This window comes from Trichothermofontia sp., from assembly GCF_053493415.1.
Genome location: NZ_JBRCAD010000079.1, coordinates 20,109 through 40,436, shown reverse-complemented (window position 1 = coordinate 40,436; position 20,328 = coordinate 20,109). Strand labels below are relative to the sequence as shown.

Here is a 20,328-nt window from a genome sequence, read left to right as displayed (position 1 = left end):
CCCCGGTAGCAGGCCCGCACTTGACCCCCGATCGCCACCGCTTCACTGAGGGTTTCAACCCGATTGCCTCGCAGCAATATATTGGTATCTTCCAATTCCTCTAGGCGAATGGCTAGGTAATCAACCCGCGCCTGGTAGCGCTGCATCAGGTCAGCCAACAGGTTTTTGACATCAGCGGGCAGCATCGGCATAGCGTCATTCTCCTCCATTTGGCGCGATCGTAGCACAGAGTATTCAGGCAAATAGCAGCCTAGTCGCTCCCGGAGGCGCATTAAGCTGAGCGTCCAGTTTGTAGTCGGCAGTTGAGGCGCACCCGCGCCCACACCGACGAGAAATATACCGATCGCAAAACGCTATCAATGACAACCCTCTTCTCCCACGGATCAAACGCCGGGTTCCAGACACAGTCAGCGGCAGGGCCATTATTACTGCGATCGATCGATCTTCAACACCGCCATAAAGGCTGATTGGGGCACTTCCACCGAACCCAGGGCCTTCATGCGTTTTTTACCCTTGGCCTGCTTTTGCAACAGTTTCTTCTTCCGGGAAATATCCCCCCCATAGCACTTGGCTAACACGTCCTTGCGCAGGGCAGGGATGTGTTCACTGGCCACAACGCGACTGCCGATCGCCGCTTGCAGGGGAATCTTAAACTGGTGGCGGGGAATTTCTTCCTTCAGTTTTTCCACTAGGGCCTTGCCCACGTAGTAGGCTTTGTCCCGATGGACGATCGTCGCCAGGGGATCAACCGGATCATTATTAATAAGAATGTCCAATTTAACCAGATTATCCTCGCGGTAGCCAATGAAGTGGTATTCCATACTGGCATAGCCGCGCGATCGCGATTTCATCTGATCGAAATAGTCAGTGACAACTTCCGCCAGGGGGATTTCATAAATCAAGGTCGTGCGCGATTGGGTAAGGTATTTCATATCTTTGAAAACCCCCCGCCGACTTTGGGCCAATTCCATCAATGCCCCCACGTAAGTTTCCGGCGTGATCATATCGACCTGAACATAGGGTTCTTCGATCTTTTGGCGATATTGGGGGTCAGGTAGTTTACTGGGATTATCGATATAAATAACCTCCCCATCTAACAGCGTTACCCGATAGATCACCGAAGGGGCCGTGGTGACCAAATCCAGGTTGTATTCCCGTTCCAAACGCTCCTGGACAATTTCCATGTGCAGCAAGCCCAAGAAACCACAACGAAAACCAAACCCCATCGCACTTGACGTTTCTGGTTCATAATGCAGGGCAGCATCGTTCAGTTTTAGTTTTTCCAGCGCTTCCCGCAGGTCTTCAAATTGATCTGCATCGCTGGGGAAGAGGCCACAGAAAACCATTGGTTTGGCTTCGGTGTAACCGGGTAAGGGTTCAGCGGCAGGTTTGTGGGCGAGGGTAATGGTGTCGCCAACCCGGGCATCTTCGACGGTTTTAATCGCCGCAGCAAGATAGCCGACTTCGCCCGCATGGAGGGTATCAACGGGGACTTGCATGGGAGCCAGAACCCCTAATTCGTCAATCTCATATTCCTTGCCAGAGGCCATGAGGCGCACCCGATCGCCCTTCTTGAGGGTGCCATCCATAACCCGGAAATAGACAATAACCCCGCGATAACTGTCGTAATAGCTATCAAAAATCAATGCCCGGAGGGGGTCGGCGACGGTATCCTGTGGCGGCGGAATTAAATGGACGATCGCTTCGAGAATTTCCGGTACCCCAATGCCTTCCTTGGCCGAAGCGAGAATGGCTTGGGAGCAGTCGAGACCGATGATTTCCTCGATTTCTTGCTTAACGCGATCGGGTTCGGCCCCCGGTAAATCAATTTTATTGAGGACGGGAATAATTTCCAGGTCGTGCTCTAGGGCCAGATACACGTTCGCCAGGGTTTGGGCTTCGACCCCCTGGGAGGCATCGACGACGAGCAATGCACCTTCACAAGCGGCCAGCGATCGCGAGACTTCGTAGGAAAAATCGACGTGGCCGGGGGTGTCGATCAGGTTGAGGACGTAGGATTGGCCATCCTGGGCCTGGTAGTCCATGCGGGCGGCTTGCAGCTTGATGGTGATCCCCCGCTCCCGCTCCAATTCCATGTTGTCGAGGAACTGGGCCTTCATTTCGCGATCGGCGACGGTACCGGTTGCTTGCAAGAGCCGATCGGCGAGGGTGGATTTACCGTGATCGATGTGGGCAATAATCGAAAAGTTGCGGATTTGGGCAACAGGGACGTGGGTCATAGGGTTTCAGGTAAATCCCCAGGGGATCATAGAGTCAGTCTGCTTAACATATTTTAAGGCTTTGGTTCCCTTTCCGGGGGATCGGCTCTGGACTAGGGGGAGAACCCCTAAGACACGAAGAACACAAAGGAACACTAAGGTGGGTTTAGTATTCTTGGTCGGTTGGGGGACGATCGCTGTGTTGGTAGGCGATGTAGATGGCTTCTAGGAAAACTTCGTCGGTTAAGCCGGGGGGTAAGGTGTCGATGCCCAAAATGGCTTGGAGTTGATCGGCAAGTTGGTGGGTGAGGCGATCTTTGGCTTGGGGGGTCATGAGCGATCGGCGTTGGAGGTAGTCGCGAATAATCGCAAAGTCATCGGGTAGGACAGGACTGAGATCCACGGTGTTGAGGAGGCGGGTGGCGGCCCGTTGGGCCATGTCGGAGGTTTTGAGCGTTTCTATGCCAAGGGGACGTTCGACCTGAATCACGATCGTGCCCGCCACTAAATCACCTAGGCGTTTTTCCCTGGGGCTGAGGACGATCAGGAAAAAGCCAAGGAAGAGGAGATCGTCGATCGGGCGGAGGAGCGATCGGAGGGTAGCTTGATAGAGGGTGATCGGTTGGCCGGTATCTTGAATGACGCGAATTTTGGCAATACGTTTACCAGGGGTTTGGCCTTGCCATAGGGTTTCAAACAGGACAAAGTAACCAACATAAATGGCAAACCAGATCAACAGGCCGATCGCAATGAGCCATAGTCCAATGTCATTCCCCCCTCCCAATTGGACAACTAGATCGACAATTTGGGCAGCTAATAATGTGCCAATAATAATAAAACTCGCTAATGCTAAAAACCAAAGTGTATAGTCAATGAGCAGGGCATAGACGCGGCTGCCGATGCCAGCAAGAGTAAACTCTAAATTAACGCTTTCTGGTGTTTTTAGAATAATTTTTCGTGAAAATCTCATGTTTTTTTTCTGATGCTGATGTGGTACCCGAAACCTCAATCCTGTCAGGTTTGTAGTCCTAGCTTTAGCCTACAACGACTAAAGTCGTAACTACGAACGTCTCAAAATCTTATATTTGCTGTAGTAGAGTTTCTTGATCGATGTAAAATTTAATCCGAGAATTGACTCTGTCAGTAAGGTAATCATGAAACTATAATAAACTATAATGAATCAAAATTGCGATCGCGTAATTGCAAGTCTAAACCTTCTTTCCGAGCACGAAGATCGTAATAAACAACAGCCTTAATGGCTTGCCAAAAAGGCAAGATAAAAATGCCACTTAAAATTCCCAATATATTACCCAATAAAATAGTTATGGCAGCAAAGGCTGGTGAATCTTCCGCGAGGAAAGCGAGCATGAATTGTTGCAAGATATTGGTCAATATCTGAACAATTAAGCTGATAGGGATTGTGACACAAAAAGCGACACTAATAATTAAGACAATACGCCATGTATAGTTTTGGGTTAAATTCCAGCACCGACCGATACTGGCTAATGCCGTTAGGGAATCTTCAACGGCAAGGGGAGCCTCAGGGAACCAAAATCTTGCCAATAACCATACCCAAAAAATTGAAAATATCAGTAGCATTAGAAAACCTAATAGAATTAGGACAATCACAGCGACAACATTACCTTCAATGGTACCGCCAGTCATTCTGATTAAAATGATCAGGGGAATCACCAAAAAGAGGCTACTCACGAGCAGCACAGCGATCGCAACACCGATAAATATCAAGAATAGCCAGAAGACAGCGCTCAAAAATCTCCACATTTTAGGTTGAACCTGCCGCTGGGCGATCGCCACACTTTCGGGTTGACCCAGCAATTCCCCAAAAGCCAGTCGGGTAATGAGAGCCGCATTCGTTAAGGATTTGGCAAGTCCGTAAACGAATAGCACCAGAAACAGGAGCAGGGCCAGTAAAGATCCCAGGATTAGCATCGGGGAAGGTTCAGAAAGGGGCGCTAATAGCCCCAGCGCGATCGGCAGGAGTGGGATGAGAGCGAGGACAGGGAGGAGAGTCCAGAGGGTGGCGCGAAGGGAAATTCCTAAATATTGCTTAAGATGGGCACCATAGAGCCGAAATCCGGCATTAATCACGTCACCCACATTGAGGGGACGACTGGGGGCAGCAGGCGGTGGAGTTGGGGACATAGGGCAAACCGATCACACGGCGATTACAGCAGGAAGTTAGCAAGCAATTAGCCAGGATATAACTGACGATGAATATCAAACGATGGATTGCGCGGCGAGAACCCAGTTGGCAACAGTTAGAAACACTGCTCAGACAAGCTGAACAACGTGGCCTTAAGTCTATGGGCGTTACCCAGATTAAGCAAGTGGCCAGTCTTTACCGTTCCGTGGCCGCCGATCTTGCCCGTGCCCAAACCACCCAGGTTAGCCAAACCCTGATCCAAGATCTCCAAGGACTCACGGCCCGTGCCTATAGCCAAATCTACCAAGGTTCTCGTCGCCAGGATTGGCAAGCGGTCCTGAATTTCTATCGCTGGGGTTTACCACGGGTCATCCAGCAAACCGCCAGTTACATTGCCCTCGCTACCGCCATCTTCCTCCTCGCTGGCGTGATCGCCTGGTGGTATTCCTGGCAAGATCCCAGTTTTATCGGGTTGTTGGTACCGGAACCCCTCATCAGTAAAGTGCGCGATCGCGGCGAACTCTGGATGGGGTCGATCGTCGGCATTGAACCCTTAGCTTCCAGCCAAATCATGACCAATAACTTGAGCGTGTCCTTTGCCGCGATCGCGGGGGGCATGACCTTTGGGATTTATACAGTTTACCTACTTTTTTTGAATGGCTTAAATATTGGGGCAGTAGCTACCCTCGTCAGCCAAAATCATTTAGCCTATCCTTTTTGGGCCTTTGTCTTCCCCCACGGTGCCCTCGAATTACCGGCTATCTTTATCGCGGGGGGAGCAGGTCTCTTAATCGGACGAGCACTCTTATTCCCCGGTCGTTATCAGCGCGGGGATGCCCTCAAGCTATATGGTCAACAAGCTGCTCAATTAACCTATGGCGTTATCCCCCTGTTGATCATTGCCGGTCTGATTGAGGGTTTTTTCTCCCCCAGCCCGATCGTTCCCTCTCCCCTGAAATATCTTTTGGGAATCTGCTTATTCAGTGCGCTAATCCTTTACTGCCTGCGGGCTTCTGACCTTAAATAAGCCCTTAATAAGCCCTTAAATAAGAGAAAGTAAATGATTCACCAGCGTTTCTGGAGCCGCAAGGGACGGGTTATGGCTGGTATCCATTGAGAGCACCGACTGGCAAGGGAGCGCTGTATACATTTTTCTCTGCGTTAATGGCCCAATCACGTAGTCTTGCAGGCATTCAAGATAGACCCGTGGTACACGGCCAAAATTAGCTGCTGTGGTTGTTACCGGTGTTGCCAGGGGAGCCACGGCTTGGGGAGCCAAGAGCGATCGCACCAAAGCCATGTCCGTATCGGAGCAATCGGCATAACCAATCGCTTTCAAAGCTTCCGAGCGAAACGTCGCCGACAGTTGATCTTCTGAAAAAATCGTATTCGCTAATAACAGCGTTTCCGTATCCTGTTGGGTAATATCCAGCATACTTTGACCATTTTCCAAAAGATAGCCCGCCACATAAACCAGCAGCTTAATCCGATCCGAGCGATACTCCGCCACCTGGGTGGTAACGCCTCCCCCCAAGCTATGCCCGACTAAAATCACGGGTTCGGCCTGGGCATCCAGCACTTGACACACACGATCGACATAGGCCGCCAGAGAAATCTCCGCCAGGGGCGTTTTATCCTTACCCAACCCTGGTAAATCAGGCGCAATAACCGTATGGCCCTGCTGTTCAAGCCGGGGGATCACCTTGTACCAATTCCAGGCCCCTGATCCGGCCCCATGCACCAAAACAAACGTACTCATTGAATAGCCCCCCACTCACGCCAAATCACCCATGTCCGATCGGGCAAATCCATCCCACCTTAACGCAAACCACTGCTCCCCGTGGCACCACCCGCACCCGTCCGCCAGACTTTACCAATGCTCACTCGCCCTCTACAATAAATGCCTGCACGAAATATGCCTGGATGAAATAACACTGGCATAATCGATAGCCCCCAAGGAGGAACTGTGAAGGACCTGATTACCCCATTCGTCAAAAGTTCATTGGGGCAAAAACTAGAACAATGGGCAGCAAACGCATCATTAGTTGGGGATTCTGCCTTTTTCACCCGTGAACAATTCCCCTGGGTCAACACCTTAGAGGCGAACTGGCAGTTGATTCGTCAAGAATTAGATCATATTCTTCAAGATGTCGATCGCCTGCCCAATTTCCAAGACATCATGCCCCGCCAGTACCGCATCACCCAGGACGATCGCTGGAAGACCTACTACTTTTGCGCCTTTGGCTATGTAGCCCAGAAAAACTGCGATCGTTGTCCCGAAACCTGGAAGATTATCCAATCCATTCCCGGCTTAAAAGTTGCTTTTTTCTCAATTCTCGCCCCTGGTAAACATATTCCTGAGCATCGGGGTAAACATAAGGGGCTTATCCGCTGCCATCTGGCCTTGAAAGTGCCCGAACCCAAGGAAGCCTGTCGCATTCGTGTGGCCGATCAAATGGCTTATTGGGAAGAAGGTAAATGCTTACTTTTTGACGATACATTTTATCATGAAGTGTGGAATGAGACCGATGGCTACCGAGCGGTTCTTTTCCTGGATATCGCCCGTCCCATGCGTTTCCCCATGTCCCTATTGAATTGGGCGGTTGCGCAAATTCTGGTCCTGTCTCCCTTGGTGAAGACAGCAAAAGCCAACCATGAACATTGGGAAAAACAATTTGAAACCGTGGCCAAATCCAGTTAGTAGTCCGTCGAGCCTAATTGAGTAGGTTGGGTCAAACACCGTGCAACCCAACAAAGCAAGTAACCGTGTTGGATCTCGCCAACTCGACACCAACCGACAAGTCCCCAATTTTAAGCGCGAACGAAAGGTATGGGGTAGGCATCCTGCCCGCCACCCAGACAGTCGAGACAGCTATTCCATGTTCAATGTGTGAGCAACTAAGTCTAACCCTACCCCTTTTCAATGAGCTTTGCGCTTGCGTCAACCCTGTGTGATCGACTGAACCTAAGTTTTTAGCGGAAATTATTGGGGTTCAGTTGGGTCCCACTTCCAGAACCGGAGTGGGTTGAGTTGAGCCGAATACCTCCGCGAAGATAGGAACCCGTGCCACCATCCTGACGATCGAGGAAGGGACGCAGGTTAATATCGCCCGTCGCTGTGCGGATGTTTTCACGCGGCTGCGTTGCGCCGTTACCATTGCTAGTCGGCAAATTGATGTTGAGTAGATGGCCAATCTGGTTGATCAGACCATTGGTTTCCTGCCCTTCAACAAAAGTGGTCACCGCCTGGGTGGGCTGGCCACTATCCGCAACCGTCAGGTTTTGAAAGACGCGATCGCGGGTGATTTCCGGACTTTGGCCGGGGGGCACGGTCAGTACAATGCGACAGGTAGGATTTTGCTGGGTTGTGACACACACCGTATCGTAGTTATTTTCGATCGCCGTGCGCAGTTCCAATAACCCATCAGGTCGATAAAACTCAAGTCGGCGGCTGATCTCATTACACCGCCGTTCCGGTGACCACCCCCCACCCAAGGTACTCGGTGTCGCCCAGGGATAGGCTTGATCTGGCTGACTTTCCGGATGATACATCACCGTATATTGCCCATTGTAGAACTGGCAGGTAAAGCGAGTCGAGTCGCTCACTGTCACCGGGGGAACCTCGGTTTCACTCCCTGCCGTGGTGGGGTCATCACTACTCGGTGCCGGTGGGGTGGTTGTGACCGGCGCATCAGCACCCGTCGGGGGTGGGGGGAGGGTGCCGGACTCCACCACCTGGTTAATCAAGTCGAGGAGGCGAGGCGCGGCCATCGCCGGGGAACCAACGAGAACCGGAATCGTCACAGTACCCACCAGGGCGGCACTTCCCAAACAAGCGGTCAGGCGGTTGCCCCGACGCGTGCGCATATCTGCCATTGGGTTTTCCTCGCTAACGTTCAACGGTGTGTAATACGGTCTGCTTTAACAGAGCCACTTCCTCAACGCCACATCTCGATCCCCTAGAGAAGTTCTCAGGATACCCTCGCAAAGTTGGTAGTCAGGACTTGCATCCTACCAGTAGGAGATTTCTCAGGATACCCTCGCAAAGTTGGTAGTCAGGACTTGAGTCCTACCAGCAGGCATGGCTGCCAGGTGTCTATCCGTTATAGACGCCGATCTGCCGCCTAGGGTTCCCCATTCCGATCGATTGTTTAACGCGTCGCCACTAAAACACCCATGAGTCCGCCGGTAATCGGGTAGTGAACCGCATCGGCAAAGCCAGCCGCTTGGGCCAGTTGCACCTGTTCGGCTCCGGTGGGAAACCGTTCGAGGCTGGGGGCAATGTAGGCATATTCCTCCCCCAGCCCCCAATATTGGGCGACGGGCACGACGATCGTAGCTAAATACCAGGCTTGGAAGGCTTGGGATTGGGGCGATTGGGGATGGTTGAAGTCAAGGATAGCTGCCCTGGCACCGGGTTTGAGGACACGCCGCAATTCCTGCAAACTGCGGGGAATATCCATCACGTTGCGCAAGCCATAACTCAGGGTAACCGCATCAAAATGTTGATCCGGGAACGGTAAGGCTAGGGCATCCCCCTGGAGCCATTGGATCGGGAGATGGGGGGCAGTGCGATCGTGGCGTTGACGGGCGATCGCCAATTGGCCCGCCGCAAAATCTAAGCCATAGACCTGCCCCGTTCTGCCCACCCGTTTTGCCAACAATAGGGTCAGATCCCCACTACCACAACACACATCCAGACAGGTATCCCCCGGTTGCGCCGCACACCATTTCACCGTCATCTGTTTCCAAACACGATGCAAACCCAAACTCAGCCAATCATTGAGGGCATCGTAGCGCGGGGCAATTTGATTAAAGATGGCTTGAATCCGATGCGGCGATCGCTCAGCAGCAGGCGGGGGGGAGAATTCTGAAGGGGGTAGGGTGGAAGTTGGCGTTGCAGCAGGGGCAGCAATTTCCCCTAGAGGACACTGTGGGATCGCAGGCGATGGGGCAGACATAAGCAGACATTAGAACCTCGTAAAAGAGCCTAGTCGATCGGCAAGTAAATTCTGCCACGTTGGTAGGGCTGGCTTTAGCCGGCAACGACTAAAGTCGTTACTACGAACATTGCGAATAACGTTGCGAAACTGAATGTTTACTGTACGCGTGAGCAAGGTTACAAGTACTTCTGCAATAGCAAGTTTAGCTTTGCCTTAGTGGCGTCGGGCACCTGATCGAGGGGAGTCAGGATCGCATATTGCAAAGCCGTATGGGCATCCGAGGGAGGCGGATTAAGGTGCAGCCGCCGCACCGTCTCTTGGACAACTTTTTGAGCATTGGTCGCATTACGGCGCAAATTTGCCAACACCATATCAACCGTGACACTATCATGATCCGGATGCCAACAGTCGTAATCCGTCACTAGGGCCAACGTCGCATAGGCCATTTCCGCTTCCCGCGCTAGCTTCGCCTCCGGTAGGTTGGTCATGCCAATAATGTCTGCGCCCCAACTGCGATACAGCTTTGACTCGGCCTTGGTAGAAAAAGCGGGACCTTCCATGCAGAGATAAGTCCCCTGGCGATGGAGGGTGACATCTGGTAAGTCCAGGCTGGCCACGGCATCCGCCAAAACCCCTGCTAATCGGGGACAGATCGGGTCACCAAAGGTAATGTGGGCCACGATGCCATTGCCAAAGAAGGTGGATGCGCGGTTCTTCGTGCGATCGATTAACTGATCCGGGACCACCATATCCAGGGGTTTCACGGCCTCCCGCAAGGACCCCACAGCGGACGCGGATAGCAAATATTGCACCCCCAGTTGCTTCATGGCGTAGATATTGGCCCGATAGGGAATCTCCGACGGCAACAGCGTGTGGTGACGACCATGACGGGCAAGAAAGGCCACCCGTGCCTGCTCCAGAGTGCCAACCATCAGGGCATCAGAGGGGCTGCCAAAGGGGGTTTCTAGCCGCACCTCCTCCACCTCCGTCAGTGCCGCCATTTGGTACAGCCCACTGCCGCCAATAATACCGATCGTTGCCTGGGTCATGGTCTCTCTTGCGGGTAAACGGATCAACGGAATTGACTAAGGTTTCCTTAGAATACCTGGATTCCCTCCCCTCGCGTTGGCGATCGCGATCGCCCCTAGGCAGTCTTGCGGGACACCCTGTGTTCACCGGGACTGACATACCGCACACAACCGCACCACCATCGTTTGCAAGGTGGGCAGGTCCTCGGCTCCCTGCTTCAGACTCAGTTCTAGCTCGAATAGGAGGGGCAGGGTGGCCTGAAGTTGTTCCAACGACAGCGATCGCACTTCCTGTTTGAAGTAGTAAATGCGTTTGGGATTGCTAATGTCTGCCGCCGCCGCGATCGCCCGATCGTCCCGTTCGCCCGTAGTGGTCATGAGCTTGACCCAAAGCCAAGTGCGAAACTGGCGGACCAGAGTGGCAACGATCGCCAGCGCGTGTTCATTACGCTGGATCAGGTCAGCGACTAACCCTAGGGCTTGGCTAGTATTACCCAGGCGGATCGCTTCAGCCAGTTTCAGGCTGTTTTGGGTGCTGCTGGTAATCAACCCATCGATATCATGCACGTCCAATGGTTGCGACCGGGCACCCGCAAACAGGCGCAGTTTCTCCAGATCGGTGAACAGTTGCCGGGTGTCGTTGCCGATCGCCTCGGCGAGAAAAGCGATCGCGGCGGGGGTCAGTTGCAGATCTATCCCCTGGGCTGCTTGACGGACCCGCTGGGCCAATTGTTCGGTCTGCCAGGGGGGAATCGGGGAAAATTCCTGAATTGCAGCATATTTTTGCAGTAATTTTGTCGATTTGAGGCGATTATCGGGCTTATTGGGGGTGGTGAGTAGCAGTACACTGTTATCCGGAATCTGGGGCAGGGTCCGGTCCAACTCGGCAAACACCGCATCGGTCAGGTCCCCCTTGCTGCCACCACCCACTAGGGGGGTATTTACCAACCACACCAGCCGACTGCCCGCACCAAAGGGAGGGGTCATGGCCTGGTTCAGCCCCTGGACGATCGCGTTGGGTTGGTCAGGGGGGATGCGATCGTAATTAAAGCTCTGCCAGTCAGGATCGAGCACCCGATCGCGCAGGTTGACGATCGCCTGTTGCATGGCAAACTCATCTTCACCCCAGTAGAGGTAAATTGGCATAGAAGTGTTTTCGTGTACGAGGCATTGAGCGTTGGACGACACATATCAGGATTACTGTAACCGGGTGATTCGGTTAACGGTGCTGGAAACCTATCATTCCCAGGCCCAAAATATCCAGGAATCACCCAAATTCCAAGCCGCCGGGGATGGCACCTATTGGGCTACCCCATTTCCGGGCTATACGATCATCACCCCCCCCTGGGCAGAAGTCCCCGCCGATGCCAGCTTCTATGCCCAATTAGCGGCCATGCAGGAGCAGTTACTAGCGGCCTTGCCCCAGGGACTGGTTATCCCCCTGCCCTTAGCTAGCCTGCATCTGACGGTTGCCGATTTGCTGTGGGACAGTGCCTATCGCTACGCCAGCGAGGCTGATCCCGACTACGATACGCGCCTACAAACCACCCTAGCCAACATCTTTACCCAGGCCCAAGCCAGCCTGCCGCCAGGCCCCGCCCCGGTGTGGCAAGTGTTAGGATGCCAGTTAATGCCGCGAGCGATCGGCCTGTGCCTGGTGCCGAAGGATGCCCAATCCTACGATCGCCTAATCCAGTTCCGACAATGGCTATATCAGCGGCAAGAGCTGATCAGCTTAGGGGTCGATCAGCAGTATCATTTCACCGCCCACATTACCCTGGGCTATTTAGGGGAAATTGCGCCTGACCTCGATCGTCAGCAATTGTGTACCACCCTATTTAACCTGAATCAACAATGGCTCGATCAAGGTTTGCCAGAATTTGTCGTCAGAGAAGCCCAGTTACGAAAATTTGATGACATGACCCGTTATGATCGCGAACCGGATTGGCCAGTATTTACTTTTTAAGTGACCCTGACTGAAGCGACCCGCGCGGTTCATCCCCCTGGCACCCGTTCCCCCCCTGCTTTTACCCTTGTTTCCGGTCAGCGCTCCCGTCCTGACCCTTGCCCAAACCTAATCACTTCCCTGATCGGCGTCCAAGTCATTCAAAGTAACGTATCATGCAACTTTTGGAGGCAAAGCCATGACCGAGAAGAAAAACAACCGCTGGATTGTCAACACGGTCATGATTCTGGGATTGATGGCCTTTTTAGGATTTTCCCTAATCCCCTTCATTGGGGCCTTTCAGGGAGATGCCCGCCAAGCGGAGACCGCCGCCAGTGCCCAAGCCAATGCCCAGGCGCAAACCAATGAACTAGAAGCCCAAGCCAAGGGCTACGAGCTAGTCTTGCAACGGGAGCCTGATAACCAAACGGCTCTGCGGGGCTTACTGGAAATTCGCCTGCAATTGCAAGACATTCCAGGGGTGATTGCCCCTTTAGAAAAGTTAACCAAGCTCCAACCGGAGGAAACCCGCTACGGGGTCTTGTTAGGGCAGGCAAAACAATATACGGGGGATACGGAAGGCGCCGCCCAAGCCTACCGGGCGGTGTTGAATACTCACCCCGGTAATGCCGAGGCCCTGCAGGGGTTGGTGAAGTTGTTGCTGGATCAAAATCGGCCCGAAGCGGCGATCGGCCTTCTGCAAGACACTTTACAACTCGCGACCCAAGCCAACCAGATTCAGCCGGGGAGTATTGATACGGTGTCGGTGCATCTGATCCTGGGGCAGGTCTATGCTGAGCAAAAGCGGTTAGATGAAGCGATCACGGCCTACGATGCGGCGATTAAGGCCAATGATCAGGACTTCCGGCCCGTCCTCGCGAAGGCGATCGTCCTGAAGGAGAAGGCACAAACCCAGGAGGCCGAAGCCCTCTTTGCTAAGGCCGTTACCCTGGCACCAGCCCAATTCAAGGATCAAATCAACCAACTGGCGCGGGGGGAAACGCCCCAGGCAGGGACTGAAGCGCCTGCTGACCGCCCGACTGGCGACACACCGGGTTCCCTACCCGCGATCGAGACGCCGGTTCAAGGATCACCCCAGGAAACCCCAGCCACCGAATAGTGTGATGGTCCTATACCCCAAAAAGCCATAACCAGAGGGGCAAGGTTAGCAGCAACGCTACCGTGCCGACGGCTAAGCAGGTCACGGTTAGGGGGCGATCGAGATCGTAGGCTTCAGCAATCACCAGCGTGGCAAAGGCTGGCGGCATGGCAGCTTGCAAAACCAGGATGAGGCGCGGCGCACCCGTAACCCCCGCCAACGATAGGGCAATTCCCACCAGCAGGGGCACCATTAGCATCTTAATGCTGAGGCTTTGCAAGCCCTGCCGTAAGCTACGCCAGGAGGATAACTCACTCAGACGCATCCCGATCAAGAGCAACGACAGGGCCAACATCGTCCAGGCAGCCCCCAACAATCCCTGCACCCACACGGGTGGCAGCGAGACTTGGCGGAGCATCAACCCTAATCCCAAGCTCCAGGGGGCGGGATTATAGATCAGCGATCGCAGCAGGGGGCCAAGGCTGTGGTCACCGCGTCCGAAATAGGCTGCCAACACAACCCCCAACCCATAGGCCCCTAGCAGCGTACCGATCATGTCGTAGAACAAGGCCCAGGCAAAGTATTGGGGACCCACCAGGGAGAGGCTGACGGGATAGCCCAGATAGCCCGTATTCCCCACCATCGCGGTGAGGAGGAAGCTACCGCGCTCTGGCTTGCTCCACACGGCTGCCCCCCGCTCCTGACGCCCCAGAAGCGTTGCCCGCTCCAACCAGGCCCAGGCCAGGACTACCCCCAGCAAAATCGACACCCAAGCGATCGCCGGCGCTAACCAGACAGCCCCCGTGAGATTCGCTTTTTGTAAAAAGCCGACAATACTCAGCGGCACCCCCACCCAAAAGAGGAATTTACCCAGATGGTAGGGCACCAACGGTGGCAACAGGCGACCCAACAAGAGACCCAGGCAGACCCCCCCACCGAGTTGGGCATAGAGTATCAAGAGCTTATAAACCAAAACACCACCTCACCGGGGAAGCCAACACTGGGAGCCACGATCGGGCCAACGCAAACGGACCTGAATACGGCCTAGTCCTGCACAAAGCCATGTTGTGTGCCAGCGCCAAACGGAGTGCGCCAGATCTAAAGATTCTATGATTCAGCCTAGCCAGGCACCGAGCCAAACCGTGTGCTGCCAGTCGATGGTTCAATCGGGTTGAAATTGCGTACTGCAAATCGTCTGTTCCGAATTGTGCCCCAAATATTCTGTGATTCAGCCCCCATTTTGGCAGAGGCTTGATTAGAATTTGTTAGTCGCTGGGTTGTTGTTTCAGGGATGCACACCACTAGGTGCTATACCGATGACGCCCACCAGTCCGTTCTCGCCGATCGAGGGGGTAATATCTTGGATAACCTCATGCGTATGCACGAAACCCAGGCTACCGATGACGCCGATAACGATCTAGAGCAGGCATTGGTCCCGCTAGACCACCTGCGGGCGTTCCGGGCTGATGCCCTACCCGATGATATCCCCGAAGCCCTACGGGAAGGGGTTCACCGGCCCCCCCACCGATTGCGCCAGCGGCGGTTGCTCCTGTTCTTGGGCCTATTCTCCCTAGGGGTGGTAGCCTTTGGCTTCGGGGTGGGCTTGAATCTAGTCCCCCAATGGGCTTCCCTAGGGCCTCTGTCTGCGGCGCGGGGAGAAAAGACCGCAGCAGCGGCTCCTGATACCGCAGCAGCATCCCCCAATGCGGATGTGTTGTTGGGCCATCTGGCCTATGCGGAAGCACCGCCGGCAACCCTGCAAGCGATCGTTGCAGACGGCAGCCTCCAATTACGGGCAGCGGCGGCGGAAAAATTCCTGGCGATGCAGGCAGATGCGCGGGCAGCGGGGGTTGAGTTGGTGCCCCTATCAGCCTATCGCTCGCAACAAGATCAGGAACATTTGTTTTTTGATGTCAAGGCTGAGCGGGGACAAAATCCCACGGAACGGGCCGAAGTCAGTGCGCCACCGGGCCACAGCGAACACCATACGGGCTACGCGATCGACATCGGGGATGGGAATCAACCGGAGACCAACCTTCAGGTCAGTTTTGAGGCAACCGCCGCCTTCCAATGGCTCCAGGCGAATGCTGCCTACTACAGCTTTGAGTTGTCTTTCCCGGAGAACAATCCCCAGGGAGTGGCCTATGAACCGTGGCATTGGCGGTTTGTGGGCGATCGCGACAGCCTGGAAACTTTCTATAAGGCCCGCCAGTTAAACCAAGAGGCGGCCACTAATCCGTAGGCACTGCAGCCAACATGGCACGATCGCCCCAGTCTAAACCATGCCCCAACCCGTTCTGAATCTGTTCGCGATTACGATTTTCGGCTTAACCATGCTAGCCCTGTGGGGACCCGTCATCCATCTGGCACCCGTAGTCCCAGCAACGGCAGTCCTCACGATGCTGGGGCTAGTTGCTTTTGACGCGGTGGGCCTACAAGGACAGGGGCAAGGGTTGCTGCGGGACTGGATCGCCCGCCGCTCGCCGTCCTATCGTCAACGCATTCTGTACCATGAGGCTGGCCATTTCCTCGTGGCCTATTTGCTCCAGATCCCGGTGACGGGGTATAGCCTCAGTGCTTGGGACGCCTTTCGGCAGGGACAGCCCGGTCAGGGAGGGATTCGCTTTGATGATGGTCCGTTGCAGGCCGAACTTCGTGACGGTACGCTGGCGGTCCACTGGATCAATCGCTATGCCCAGGTTTGGTTGGCAGGAATTGCTGCTGAAGAATTGGTCTATGGACAGGCGATCGGGGGCAGTGACGATCGCCAACGACTAGCGCTTCTTTGGCAAGCCCTACCTCAAACCAATGCCGAGTCCGCCTATCAAGAACGCTGGGCCATGCATCAGGTCCGGCAACATCTGCAAACCCACCGCGATGCTCTGGAGGCATTGGTCTTGGCCCTGGACGCACGGGCAACGGTGGCCGAGTGTCAGCAGATCATGGCCCAAGCGATCGCCCAGACAACAATCGCGGATATTAATTAAGTAGCTGCCTAGATAATCAGGATATTAGCGCGATCGTGTCTGTAGAACGGGTACGGTAATCCTAACTTCAGTTTGGGTACACAACCGAACCTATACAACCCGTGGGGCTAGCTAAGCTAGTACTAGAGCCACAATGGAAATGCATGAAGGAGGTAAATATGGCAATCGTTCGTTGGCATCCCTTGCGTGAACTGGAAGAAGTTCAACATGAAATGAACCGCCTGTTCGACAGCCTGATCACCCTACCCCATGACGGCTTTGGGACAGCTTTTGTGCCACCAGTTGAATTAGAAGAAACCCCGGAAGCCTATCGGGTGAAGCTGGAAATTCCCGGCATGGAAGCCAGTGATCTGGACATTCAAGCGACGGCGGAATCACTGTCAATTAGTGGCGAACGCCGTTCCGAAACGAAGACGGAAGAAAAGGGGATTACCCGCAGTGAATTCCGCTATGGCAAGTTCCAACGGGTGATTCCGTTGCCCGGTCGCATTAACAACCAAAGCGTTGAAGCAGAATACAAGGATGGCATCTTGGCATTGACGTTACCGAAAGTGGAAGAAGAACGTAACAAGGTTGTCAAGGTCAATCTTGGTTAGGGTGAGGTAGGCATCAGGGGTGTAAGTTGGCGAACCGTCAACGCTGATGCCTAGATAGCTGAAGCGGGGAAAGAGAATGGCAACGTTCCCTTTCCCCCTTTTAATGAATCTTTTTATGACTTACCAGTGTATCCCGTCCTATCTCCTAGGAAAAGACAGCGTGAACATAACACGCATCAGTTAACTGAATTAATGCGTGGGGGCGCAATCAATATTGGCTCCCTGAGTGTATTGATTATGATCTGGAAAGATTTCCCGCCTTGATACACTCTATTACTTTAGATGCATTCTATCGGGCTGAATGGGTTCCAGCAGCCGTTTAGTAGGCAACTTTTCAGGAAAGTGCAAGGCGGTTTGCGATCGCTCAATTTGAGCAGGCGACTTAGCTTAAATTGTTACTTTAGATGTATTAAAAATTGCTTCTAATACTGGATTAATAACTGTTTTACTCATTGATTAACATAGACTTGACGTAGAGAATAGCTTTTAAAAGCAGTCTAAGAGGGTGTTTGAAAAGTCCAGAAACAAGTTGTAGTGGCGACTAAAGTCATCACTACAAACGGAAAGCGTCAGCCAAGCGTCGAGGCTTGTAGTCGCGGTTTTAACCGCGATCCTCCTTTTAAAACGTCCTCTAAACTCCAGCAAAAGCATAGGTTCTGTGAAGCTTATATGAAACCTAGTTGTAGTCATTTTTAATATCTACGCTAAACTAATAGGATCATAATCATTGTTCTCCAGCGACGATCGTGACTCAGCCGTCCCTAGACCTAGAACAGGCCCTCAAACATTACTTTGGCTACGAGCAGTTTCGATCGGGACAACGATCAATCGTTGAGGCGATTCTGCAAAATCGGGATACGCTGGTAATCATGCCAACGGGGGGTGGTAAATCCCTCTGCTATCAATTACCTGCGTTGCTGAGGGGGGGGGTAACCATCGTCGTCTCCCCGCTGATTTCCTTGATGCAGGATCAAGTGGACTCTTTACGCAATAATGGGATTCCGGCAACGTTTTTGAATAGCAGTATTACGGGAAGTGAGGCGCGATCGCGGGAAGCGGCCCTGTTACGGGGGGATATCCAACTGCTCTATGTTGCCCCAGAACGGTTGTTAATGCCAGGATTTCTGGAAAACTTGTTAGACCCGGTTCAGGAGCGGTTTGGCATTGCTGGCCTAGCGATCGATGAAGCCCATTGCGTATCCGAATGGGGCCATGACTTTCGTCCGGAATATCGCCAACTGCGCCAGGTGCGCCAACGGTATCCCCAGGTTCCAGTCACCGCCCTAACGGCCACCGCCACCGAGCGGGTGCGGCAGGATATTTTGCAGCAATTGGCCCTGCGTCAGCCTTTAATTCATGTTGCCAGCTTTAATCGACCGAATCTTTACTATGACGTACAAGAAAAAGCCACAAGGTACAAGAAAAAGCCACAAGTACCCGCCAAAGCTTGAAAGACCTAGTGCAGGCGATCCGGCAACAATCAGGGGCAGGAATTATCTACTGCCTCAGTCGTAAGCGGGTTGAAACCGTTGCGAGTTATCTAAATGATTGTGGCATTCGGGCACTTCCCTACCATGCCGGATTACCCGCTCAACAACGGGAAGAAAATCAAACCCGATTTATTCGGGATGATGTGCGCATTATTGTCGCCACGATCGCGTTCGGGATGGGCATTAATAAACCTGACGTTCGGTTTGTCTTTCACTTTGATTTACCGCGAAATATTGAGGGATATTATCAAGAATCAGGTCGTGCTGGCCGGGATGGCGAGCCTGCCCACTGTCGGTTGTATTTCAGCTATGGGGACCTGAAGACGGTGGAGTGGGGGATCGACCAGAAGCCCGATCCGGATGAACAACGAATTGCCCGTCAGCAGTTGCGCCAAATGCTCGATTATGCGGAAAGTACCGTTTGTCGCCGGACGATTCAACTGGGGTATTTCGGCGAAGATTTTCCGAGCGGTTGTGAGAACTGCGATAATTGTCGCTATCCCAAACCGCTAGTCGATTGGACGATCGAGGCACAGAAATTCCTGTCCTGTGTGGCCCGCTGTCGTGAACGCTTTGGCATGAACTATATTATTGATGTCTTGCGGGGATCGAAGAATTCAAAAATTCTCAGTAATCAACACCAAACCTTATCAACCTACGGCATTGGCAAAGATCATACGGCAGAAGAATGGAAAACCCTAGGCCGATCGCTGATCCACCAGGGCCTCCTCACAATGACCACCGATGGCTATGGGATCTTGAAATTGAATGAGAAAAGCTGGGAAGTGCTGCGCAAACAGCGATCGGTCCATATTGCGATCGCACCCACCGTTGCTCAGCCACTTGCCATCAAAACACCCAAAACGACCGCAATTCCTCCAGCCATTCCCGAACCTAAGGCGGCTGAACTATTTGAACGGTTACGTCAATTGCGCAAGCGCTTAGCCGATGAGCAAGGGGTTCCGCCCTATGTCGTATTTGCTGACGCCAGTTTGCGCGAAATGGCCAACCGTTGTCCTCTGACCCGCAATGCCTTTGCCGAGGTGTTTGGGGTGGGCAGTCGTAAGTTAAGCCAATACGGTGATCCGTTTTTAGCGGAAATTCAAGCCTATTGCCGGGAACAGGGCCTCCATCCGGAACCGTCACCCGCAACCCTCTCCCCAGCACGGCCCCCCGCATCAGACACGCCGCCCGATCCAGCCTTTTTATCAGGAACGGTTCAGGAAACCTGGCAGTTGTATCAGCAGGGGCTAGGGGTTGAGGCGATCGCAGCCCAACGTCAATTAAAACTGGCTACGATTTACACCCATTTCAGCGATTTAGTTCAGGCAGGCAAGTTAACCAATATCGATCCGTTAGTTCCCCCCAATCGCCAAGCTGCAATTATTGCGGCCCTAGAGGCGATCGGCCCTGACTCGCTACGGGATGTGTTTGACCACCTACGGGGCCTTTATAATTACGGCGAAATTCGGCTAGTGAGTAGTTGGTGGCAACTGGGCCGCTAGCTGCTGGACAAAGGCTTGGTGGGCCGGAGATTGCAGTCCGGCTTGCAGCGTGGTCAAGACGAACCGTCGGGGCATCACTCAAATCAACCCCAGGGGTTTGGGCCTGATAGACCCCCAAGCAGGTGATCACACGGCTGTGGGGCTTGCCATGCTGTTCATGGCGTAGGGGCGAAGCCACGTACACCACGCCTTCAATCAATTCTGCTTTTTTAACCCTAGAAACCGCGTAACGTCGCTCAAATTCAGGACGGGTTAAGCGATCGCCACTTTCCAGGGGAGGGATCGCTGGGGTATTGAGGGTTAGCGCAGACTGGGCGGCGGGCATAACAACTCAAATAGGGACTCGTTTCAG

Annotated in this window: 18 protein-coding genes and 1 pseudogene; 9 read left to right on the top strand and 10 right to left on the bottom strand. The window is 53.4% G+C overall.

Annotation, left to right across the window (positions count from 1 at the left end; translation table 11 throughout):
- The 4 genes and pseudogenes from ACWIUF_RS06760 to ACWIUF_RS06745 all read right to left on the bottom strand — a co-directional run.
- Nucleotides 1-191: pseudogene (locus ACWIUF_RS06760) on the bottom strand (hypothetical protein); the annotation flags it as partial.
- Nucleotides 192-425: 234 nt separating this feature from the next.
- The gene (gene lepA / locus ACWIUF_RS06755; protein WP_448571525.1) at nucleotides 426-2,240 is read right to left on the bottom strand and encodes a translation elongation factor 4; all 1,815 of its coding nucleotides are present in this window, start codon (nucleotides 2,238-2,240) and stop codon (nucleotides 426-428) included.
- Between the two features lie 145 nt (nucleotides 2,241-2,385).
- Nucleotides 2,386-3,189 carry an RDD family protein gene (locus ACWIUF_RS06750; RefSeq protein ID WP_448571524.1) on the bottom strand — a complete coding sequence of 268 codons (804 nt, stop codon included), beginning with the start codon at nucleotides 3,187-3,189 and terminating at the stop codon, nucleotides 2,386-2,388.
- Between the two features lie 200 nt (nucleotides 3,190-3,389).
- The gene (locus ACWIUF_RS06745) at nucleotides 3,390-4,382 is read right to left on the bottom strand and encodes a hypothetical protein (RefSeq protein ID WP_448571523.1); all 993 of its coding nucleotides are present in this window, start codon (nucleotides 4,380-4,382) and stop codon (nucleotides 3,390-3,392) included.
- A gap of 68 nt (nucleotides 4,383-4,450) precedes the next feature.
- On the opposite strand from ACWIUF_RS06745, the gene ACWIUF_RS06740 reads away from it, so the two are divergent.
- Complete coding sequence (locus ACWIUF_RS06740) at nucleotides 4,451-5,410, top strand: stage II sporulation protein M (protein ID WP_448571522.1); 960 nt, start codon at nucleotides 4,451-4,453, stop codon at nucleotides 5,408-5,410.
- 15 nt (nucleotides 5,411-5,425) lie between these two features.
- On the opposite strand, the gene ACWIUF_RS06735 is transcribed toward ACWIUF_RS06740, so the two are convergent.
- Nucleotides 5,426-6,142: an alpha/beta fold hydrolase gene (locus tag ACWIUF_RS06735; protein ID WP_448571521.1), complete on the bottom strand. Its 717-nt coding sequence runs from the start codon at nucleotides 6,140-6,142 to the stop codon at nucleotides 5,426-5,428.
- A 207-nt stretch (nucleotides 6,143-6,349) separates the two neighbouring features.
- Between ACWIUF_RS06735 and ACWIUF_RS06730 the strand changes: the two genes are divergently transcribed.
- Entirely contained in the window at nucleotides 6,350-7,084 is a 735-nt protein-coding gene (locus ACWIUF_RS06730; RefSeq protein WP_448571520.1) for an aspartyl/asparaginyl beta-hydroxylase domain-containing protein, read from the top strand.
- A 272-nt stretch (nucleotides 7,085-7,356) separates the two neighbouring features.
- On the opposite strand, the gene ACWIUF_RS06725 is transcribed toward ACWIUF_RS06730, so the two are convergent.
- From ACWIUF_RS06725 to holA, 4 genes are all read right to left on the bottom strand, one after another.
- Complete coding sequence (locus tag ACWIUF_RS06725; protein ID WP_448571519.1) at nucleotides 7,357-8,259, bottom strand: COP23 domain-containing protein; 903 nt, start codon at nucleotides 8,257-8,259, stop codon at nucleotides 7,357-7,359.
- Nucleotides 8,260-8,534: 275 nt separating this feature from the next.
- Nucleotides 8,535-9,344, bottom strand: a complete 810-nt coding sequence (gene ubiE / locus ACWIUF_RS06720) for a bifunctional demethylmenaquinone methyltransferase/2-methoxy-6-polyprenyl-1,4-benzoquinol methylase UbiE (protein ID WP_448571518.1) — start codon at nucleotides 9,342-9,344, stop codon at nucleotides 8,535-8,537.
- 158 nt (nucleotides 9,345-9,502) lie between these two features.
- Complete coding sequence (locus ACWIUF_RS06715; RefSeq protein ID WP_448571517.1) at nucleotides 9,503-10,375, bottom strand: S-methyl-5'-thioadenosine phosphorylase; 873 nt, start codon at nucleotides 10,373-10,375, stop codon at nucleotides 9,503-9,505.
- A 123-nt stretch (nucleotides 10,376-10,498) separates the two neighbouring features.
- On the bottom strand, nucleotides 10,499-11,500 hold the full coding sequence (gene holA / locus ACWIUF_RS06710; RefSeq protein ID WP_448571516.1) for a DNA polymerase III subunit delta: 1,002 nt from the start codon (nucleotides 11,498-11,500) through the stop codon (nucleotides 10,499-10,501).
- Nucleotides 11,501-11,531: 31 nt separating this feature from the next.
- On the opposite strand from holA, the gene ACWIUF_RS06705 reads away from it, so the two are divergent.
- Both ACWIUF_RS06705 and ACWIUF_RS06700 read left to right on the top strand, forming a co-directional pair.
- Nucleotides 11,532-12,320, top strand: coding sequence for a DUF1868 domain-containing protein (locus ACWIUF_RS06705; RefSeq protein WP_448571515.1), 789 nt, complete (start codon nucleotides 11,532-11,534; stop codon nucleotides 12,318-12,320).
- A gap of 178 nt (nucleotides 12,321-12,498) precedes the next feature.
- Nucleotides 12,499-13,419 carry a tetratricopeptide repeat protein gene (locus ACWIUF_RS06700; RefSeq protein WP_448571514.1) on the top strand — a complete coding sequence of 307 codons (921 nt, stop codon included), beginning with the start codon at nucleotides 12,499-12,501 and terminating at the stop codon, nucleotides 13,417-13,419.
- A gap of 10 nt (nucleotides 13,420-13,429) precedes the next feature.
- On the opposite strand, the gene ACWIUF_RS06695 is transcribed toward ACWIUF_RS06700, so the two are convergent.
- Nucleotides 13,430-14,371 carry an AEC family transporter gene (locus ACWIUF_RS06695; RefSeq protein WP_448571513.1) on the bottom strand — a complete coding sequence of 314 codons (942 nt, stop codon included), beginning with the start codon at nucleotides 14,369-14,371 and terminating at the stop codon, nucleotides 13,430-13,432.
- Between the two features lie 399 nt (nucleotides 14,372-14,770).
- Between ACWIUF_RS06695 and ACWIUF_RS06690 the strand changes: the two genes are divergently transcribed.
- The 5 genes from ACWIUF_RS06690 to ACWIUF_RS06670 all read left to right on the top strand — a co-directional run bounded on the left by ACWIUF_RS06690 (nucleotide 14,771) and on the right by ACWIUF_RS06670 (nucleotide 19,976).
- On the top strand, nucleotides 14,771-15,640 hold the full coding sequence (locus tag ACWIUF_RS06690) for a M15 family metallopeptidase (RefSeq protein WP_448571512.1): 870 nt from the start codon (nucleotides 14,771-14,773) through the stop codon (nucleotides 15,638-15,640).
- A gap of 40 nt (nucleotides 15,641-15,680) precedes the next feature.
- A complete protein-coding gene (locus ACWIUF_RS06685) occupies nucleotides 15,681-16,385 on the top strand; it encodes an ATP-dependent Zn protease (protein ID WP_448571511.1) in 705 nt (234 codons plus the stop codon).
- A 158-nt stretch (nucleotides 16,386-16,543) separates the two neighbouring features.
- Nucleotides 16,544-16,981 carry an Hsp20/alpha crystallin family protein gene (locus ACWIUF_RS06680; RefSeq protein WP_448571510.1) on the top strand — a complete coding sequence of 146 codons (438 nt, stop codon included), beginning with the start codon at nucleotides 16,544-16,546 and terminating at the stop codon, nucleotides 16,979-16,981.
- 746 nt (nucleotides 16,982-17,727) lie between these two features.
- Complete coding sequence (locus tag ACWIUF_RS06675) at nucleotides 17,728-18,432, top strand: RecQ family ATP-dependent DNA helicase (RefSeq protein WP_448571509.1); 705 nt, start codon at nucleotides 17,728-17,730, stop codon at nucleotides 18,430-18,432.
- On the top strand, nucleotides 18,429-19,976 hold the full coding sequence (locus ACWIUF_RS06670) for a RecQ family ATP-dependent DNA helicase (protein ID WP_448571508.1): 1,548 nt from the start codon (nucleotides 18,429-18,431) through the stop codon (nucleotides 19,974-19,976). The genes ACWIUF_RS06675 and ACWIUF_RS06670 overlap by 4 nt, the downstream gene beginning before the upstream one ends.
- Nucleotides 19,977-20,328: the final 352 nt, after the last annotated feature.